Consider the following 221-nt stretch of genomic DNA (forward strand, 5'->3'; position numbering starts at 1 on the left):
TTGGCCGGGGTTGCGCAGGCGACACGAGCGCGGATTGCCGTGGCGTGATCGTCGTGAGCCTCGGCCTGCCGACCATTGTCGTCGGCGTCGCGCCGCACAGCGCGGCTGAAGCTGTTGATTTTGCAGGTGGCGATGAGCGAAGCTATGCGCGCCCATGAACGACCACCTTCGTCGTGACCAGCAAATAAACTATTTTTACGCGTCAGAGTCAGCGGCCTGAT

Annotated in this window: 1 protein-coding gene; it reads right to left on the bottom strand. The window is 61.5% G+C overall.

What is annotated here, in order from left to right:
* On the bottom strand, positions 1-221 hold a 221-nt coding region (locus QJT78_RS52760), incomplete at both ends, for a hypothetical protein (protein WP_281461010.1).

The sequence above is a fragment of the Bradyrhizobium sp. Mp27 genome (assembly GCF_029953005.1).
GTDB lineage: Bacteria > Pseudomonadota > Alphaproteobacteria > Rhizobiales > Xanthobacteraceae > Bradyrhizobium > Bradyrhizobium barranii.